The 4,821-nt window shown below is 57.8% G+C and carries 4 protein-coding genes; 1 reads left to right on the forward strand and 3 read right to left on the reverse strand.

Annotated features, from left to right (window positions below):
* On the forward strand, positions 1–1,428 hold a 1,428-nt coding region (locus tag IRZ24_RS16780; RefSeq protein ID WP_297166645.1), incomplete at its 5' end, for a glycoside hydrolase family 3 protein.
* A 101-nt stretch (positions 1,429–1,529) separates the two neighbouring features.
* Here IRZ24_RS16780 and IRZ24_RS16785 read toward each other — a convergent pair.
* The 3 genes from IRZ24_RS16785 to IRZ24_RS16795 form a co-directional block, all read right to left on the reverse strand.
* The gene (locus IRZ24_RS16785; protein WP_297166648.1) at positions 1,530–2,504 is read right to left on the reverse strand and encodes a carbohydrate ABC transporter permease; all 975 of its coding nucleotides are present in this window, start codon (positions 2,502–2,504) and stop codon (positions 1,530–1,532) included.
* Positions 2,501–3,421 carry a sugar ABC transporter permease gene (locus IRZ24_RS16790; protein ID WP_297166651.1) on the reverse strand — a complete coding sequence of 307 codons (921 nt, stop codon included), beginning with the start codon at positions 3,419–3,421 and terminating at the stop codon, positions 2,501–2,503. The genes IRZ24_RS16785 and IRZ24_RS16790 overlap by 4 nt, the downstream gene beginning before the upstream one ends.
* Before the next feature lie 492 nt (positions 3,422–3,913).
* Positions 3,914–4,821, reverse strand: a 908-nt coding sequence (locus tag IRZ24_RS16795; protein ID WP_297166653.1) for an extracellular solute-binding protein, incomplete at its 5' end; no start/stop codon positions are given.

Raw genomic sequence — 4,821 nt, forward strand, 5'->3', positions numbered from 1 at the left:
GGTCACCGCTATCCATTGCTCATCGCCATCGATCAAGAGAATGGCATGGTTCAGCGCTTGGGCGAGCATGTCACTCTATTTCCTGGTAATATGGCCCTGGGCGCCAGCGATTCACCTGAGCTGGTGACTGCCGTCGCCCGCGCTACGGGGCGCGAGTTGCAGGCTCTGGGCATCAATATGAATCTGGCGCCAGTGCTGGATATCAATAATAATCCAGCCAACCCTGTGATCGGCGTCCGCTCCTTTGGCGAAGACCCTGAACAGGTTGCCCGTCTGGGCCTGGCCGCTGTGCGCGGCTATCGCGAGGCCGGCATTATTAGCTGTCTGAAGCATTTCCCAGGGCACGGTGATACAGCAACCGATTCCCACCTTGCGCTACCACTGATCCCCCACGACCTGGCTCGCTTGGAACATCTGGAGCTGGTTCCTTTTGCCCGCGTGCTCCAGGCAGCCGGGGCAGACGCTATTATGACGGCCCACATTGCTTTTCCAGCCCTGACAGGGAATCCCACGCTCCCCGCAACGGTAGCCCCCACTATCATTACAGGCCTCCTACGGCAGCGCCTGAACTTCGATGGTGTGGCCATGAGCGACTGCTTGGAGATGGAGGCCACGGCCTCGACATTGGGTATCGAGCAGGCCACTGTCCGGGCCTTAGAGGCCGGTCTCGATCTCATTCTGATCTCGCATCGCTATGACCGTCAGCTTGCCGGGCTGGCCGCCATGCGTACAGCCCTCGACGAGGGACGTCTCTCGCCCGCCCGCCTTCAGCAGGCCTTGCGACGTCTGCAGCGACTTAAAGCACGCTATCTCTCTTGGGAGCGCTTGCCGCAACCTGAGGCGCTGCGCCAGCTCAAAGTCCCTGAGCATCTGGAGCTGCAACGACGCAGCTATCAGCGGGCTATCACGCTGCTTCGCAATCATCAAGGATTGCTTCCCCTACGGCTGGCCCCTGAGCAGCGCTTGCTGATCCTGATTCCCCAGAAAGAAGGTGCCAGCCGCGTTGAGGATCAGCGCTATCCTGTTGAGGCGCTCATCGCCTCTATCCAAGGCTACCACCCTAACACAGAGGCGCGCCTCTTGACGCTCCCGCTTGCTGAGTCCGAGCGCGAGGCTCTGCATACGGATATTACACAAGCTGCGCTTGTGCTGCTCGTGACAGTCAATGCCTATCTGGACAAGGATCAGAGCGCCTACATCAATTGGCTGGTCAGCGAAGCTGCTTGCCCTATCGTCGCACTTGCCGTCTATAACCCATACGATCTCCTGGCTTGTCCCCAGCTTACCACCTACCTGCTCACTTACGAATACACGCGGCCAGCCATTGAAACTGCCAGCGCTGTCCTTTTCGGCGCTGCCCATCCGCAGGGTCATCTGCCAGTTAGCTTGCCGCCTCTGCACGCCCGCGGCGAGGGACTGAGCTACTAAGCAGCTTCTTGCAGGCAGGAGCAGTAGCAAGAAGGCGTCCCACTCTTGTCCCTGCTCCTACGTAGACGGAGACCGCCTTCTTGCCCTGCCTGGCCAGGAGATCAGCCTTTGACAGAGCCGGCCAGGATACCACGCACAAAGTAGCGCTGCAAGGTAAAGAAGATCACTAACGGCAGAGCCATCGAGATAAAGGCTGCCGAAGTCAGCACCTCCCAGTTGGAGCCATAAGAGTTGACCAGGTTGGCAATCGTCACCGTCATCGGCGCCCGGTCAGGATTGCTGCCCATAAAGACCAGAGCGACCAGCAGATCATTCCAGACCCACATAAACTGGAAGATCACTAGCGAAGCCAGAGAGGGCACAGAGAGCGGCAAAAGGATGCGGAAGAAGATGTTGATATTGGAGGCGCCATCAATGCGGGCCGACTCAAAGAGGTCGCTAGGCAGACCGGCAAAGAAGTTGCGCAGCAGATAGACGGCGAACGGCAGACCGAGGGCAGTATGCATCAGCCAGATACCGAGGTAGCTACCCGCGAGCTGCAGGCCCGTCGCCTGAGCCAGCATCGTATAAAGGCCCAGCACGGGGATCAAGGTCATCTGCACTGGGATGACCATCAGAGCTACGATCGTCAGGAAGATCCAATCGCGCCCGGGGAAATCCATCCAGGCGAAGGCGTAGGCAGCGAAAGCCGCTACCAGGGTCGGAAGAATCGTGCCCGGGACAGCAATGATCAGGCTATTGAGGAAGGCCAGGCCCAGCCCCTGAGCCTGTAAGACATTCACATAGTTCTCAATCGTAAAGCTCCAGGGCGGGACCAGGGCAGTCCACCAGCCAGTGGCGTGAATCAAAGCCGGGGGGCGAAAGGAGCTAATGAAGAGTCCTAGAGTAGGTACCGACCAGGCAAGAGCGATCAGAATAACGATCACGGAGACCAGGCTATGGTTGACCAGGCTCAGGAGCCGCTGGTACCAAGGCTGGCGCTTAACCTTGACAGCGGCCTGCCCCATTGGCCAGGCGGGCACTGCCCTCTGAGGGGCTACCAGGCTCGATTGTGCCTCTGGATGCATCGTACTCATCGTTGAGCCTCCTGAACGCGGAAACGGCGAATATTGAAGTACATAATGGGTATGACCGCCAGTAAGAGCAAGACAGCCAGAGCACTGGCCACACCAAAGTTGTTGAAATTGAAGAGTTGCTGATAGTAATCGACAGCAACCACGTTGGTGCCGTAGTTTCCACCTGTCATGACGTAGACAACGTCGAAAATCTTCAGGATATTGATGATCATCGTCGTTGTGACTACGGCAATGGTCGGGCTGATCATCGGCACAATGATGCGGAAGAAAATGGTAATCTCCCCGGCACCGTCGCAGCGGGCGGCCTCCAGAATCTCGCTGGGAATCCCCTTGATGGCCGCAGAGAGGATCACCATACAGAAGCCTGTCCACATCCAGACGTAGACCGCAATCAAAGCGAAGTTGTTGAAACGACTATCCTGGAGCCATGTCTGGGGTTGACCACCAAGGGCGGTCAACAGCGCATTCAACAGTCCGATCTGCGTCTGGCCAGGCGGCGCATACTCATAGACAAAGCGCCAGATGACGCCAGCGGCCACAAAGGAGAGCGCCATCGGCACAAAGATGGCCGCTTTGGCCACGCTTTCAAAGCGCACTCGATCGACCAGCACGGCGATCAGCAGGCCCAGCACTACCGTCGCCACCGTGGCCAGTACCAGCCAGAGCAGATTATTACGCAGCACCTCCAGCAGCGAGGGATTCGTGAAGATCAAGAGGTAATTGCGCAATCCGACAAAGCGTGTGGAGGTGGCATCAAGGAAACTGAGCCAGATGGTGAAGAACAGCGGATAGACCAGAAAGATGGCCACAAAGAGGACCGCCAGACCGATCCAGAGCCAGGGGGTTAGGCCGAAACGCTTTCTGGGCGTTGCTGTCTTAAGCGGAAGGCTTCGCCGCTCTTCGATGGCTTTGATCATAAACACACACCCCTGGGAATCATATATCAAAATGATACAACAGTAGCATACCAGCCTGTCAGTTTGTCCTTGCAGACCTGACACCAGTACCACGTAGGAAGAGGCGAAGAGGCTCCATCTGGTCAGCCAGCTCTGCTGCTTGTACAAGTCAGGCTGGACTGCCCCAACGAAGGAGCAAGCAGAGCGCTCGGCACGAGAGAGGCCTCTTATCCATCGCGATGGGGTCAGCGATGAGCTAGCGAGTCAGACCGGCCTCGTTGCCAGTCATCGCCGAGCAGCGTCCCTGGCCCGAGGGGAGAGGTGGGAAGAGCTTTCCCCTCTCAGCTACTCGCGCTCATGTGAGCCTCTCTCAGCAGCCATTGTGCAAGCGGAGCCAACGAGCTACCAGGAAGAAGCAGGCCCGGCCAAGCTCAACCCGGCCAGGCCTGGTCGTCAGAGGAGCCTGCGAGCTAGCAGTTGCACGCCCTCCAAGTGCGGCACTTTCCTTGGTTCCTAGGAGGAGGCGTACGCCTGCTGAGCAGTGGCTTCCAGCGAGCTTAAGATACTATCGAGCTTCGTCGGGTCCTTAATAAAGTCCAGCATGGCTTTCCAATAAGCGGTCTCCATAGCCGGAGGCATCAGGTCATCGGCCCCGAAGCGGAAGATCGTTGCGCTGGTCAGCATCTGTGCCGAGGCGCGGGCCACATCATTGGGATAGGACGACAGAGAGACCGCCTTACTTGGCGAGGTGAAGCCACCACGCTTGACCCAGATCTCTTGCGCCTGGGCCGTCTCCAGATACTTCACCAGCTCGCGCACACCATTGTTATCTTTCAGGGCGACGATCACATCGGCGCCTCCCGTTACCGCCCCTTGATATTGGGCATTAATCGTCGGGAAGGGGAAGAAGTTGAAATCTTTCCCGGGCTGGGCGTTCTTGAACTGTGCCGTAATAAAGCCAGCGGTAAAATCGCCGAGATAGTAGAGGTAGGCCTCTGGGGGATTCTTGAAGGGGGCATAGCTGGCATCCTGGAAATTGGTCGCCAGGATCGCCTGCGGGGCGCCATTGATATAGTGCTTACCGGTGACGATCTGAGCGAAGGTCTGGAAAGCCTGCTTGACGCTGCTATGCGTCCAGGGAATCTTGTGATTGACCCACTGATCGTAGAGATCAGGCCCCGATTGGAGCAGGAAGATCTCATCGACCCAGTCGGCAGCCGGCCAGCCGCTGGCTGAGCCGCTCTCGACGCCCATCGACCAGGGATACTTTCCTTTGCTGGCAATCATGTCGGAGAGCTTGATCAGGTCATCCCAGGTCTTGGGAATTGTTCCGCCGATCGCCTGCAACTGCGTGGGATTATACCAGATCGTTCCTTTATTGGCCGCCTTGTAGAAGAGGGCGTAGAGTCGACCGTTATAGG

The organism is Thermogemmatispora sp. (assembly GCF_019683755.1).
GTDB lineage: Bacteria > Chloroflexota > Ktedonobacteria > Ktedonobacterales > Ktedonobacteraceae > Thermogemmatispora.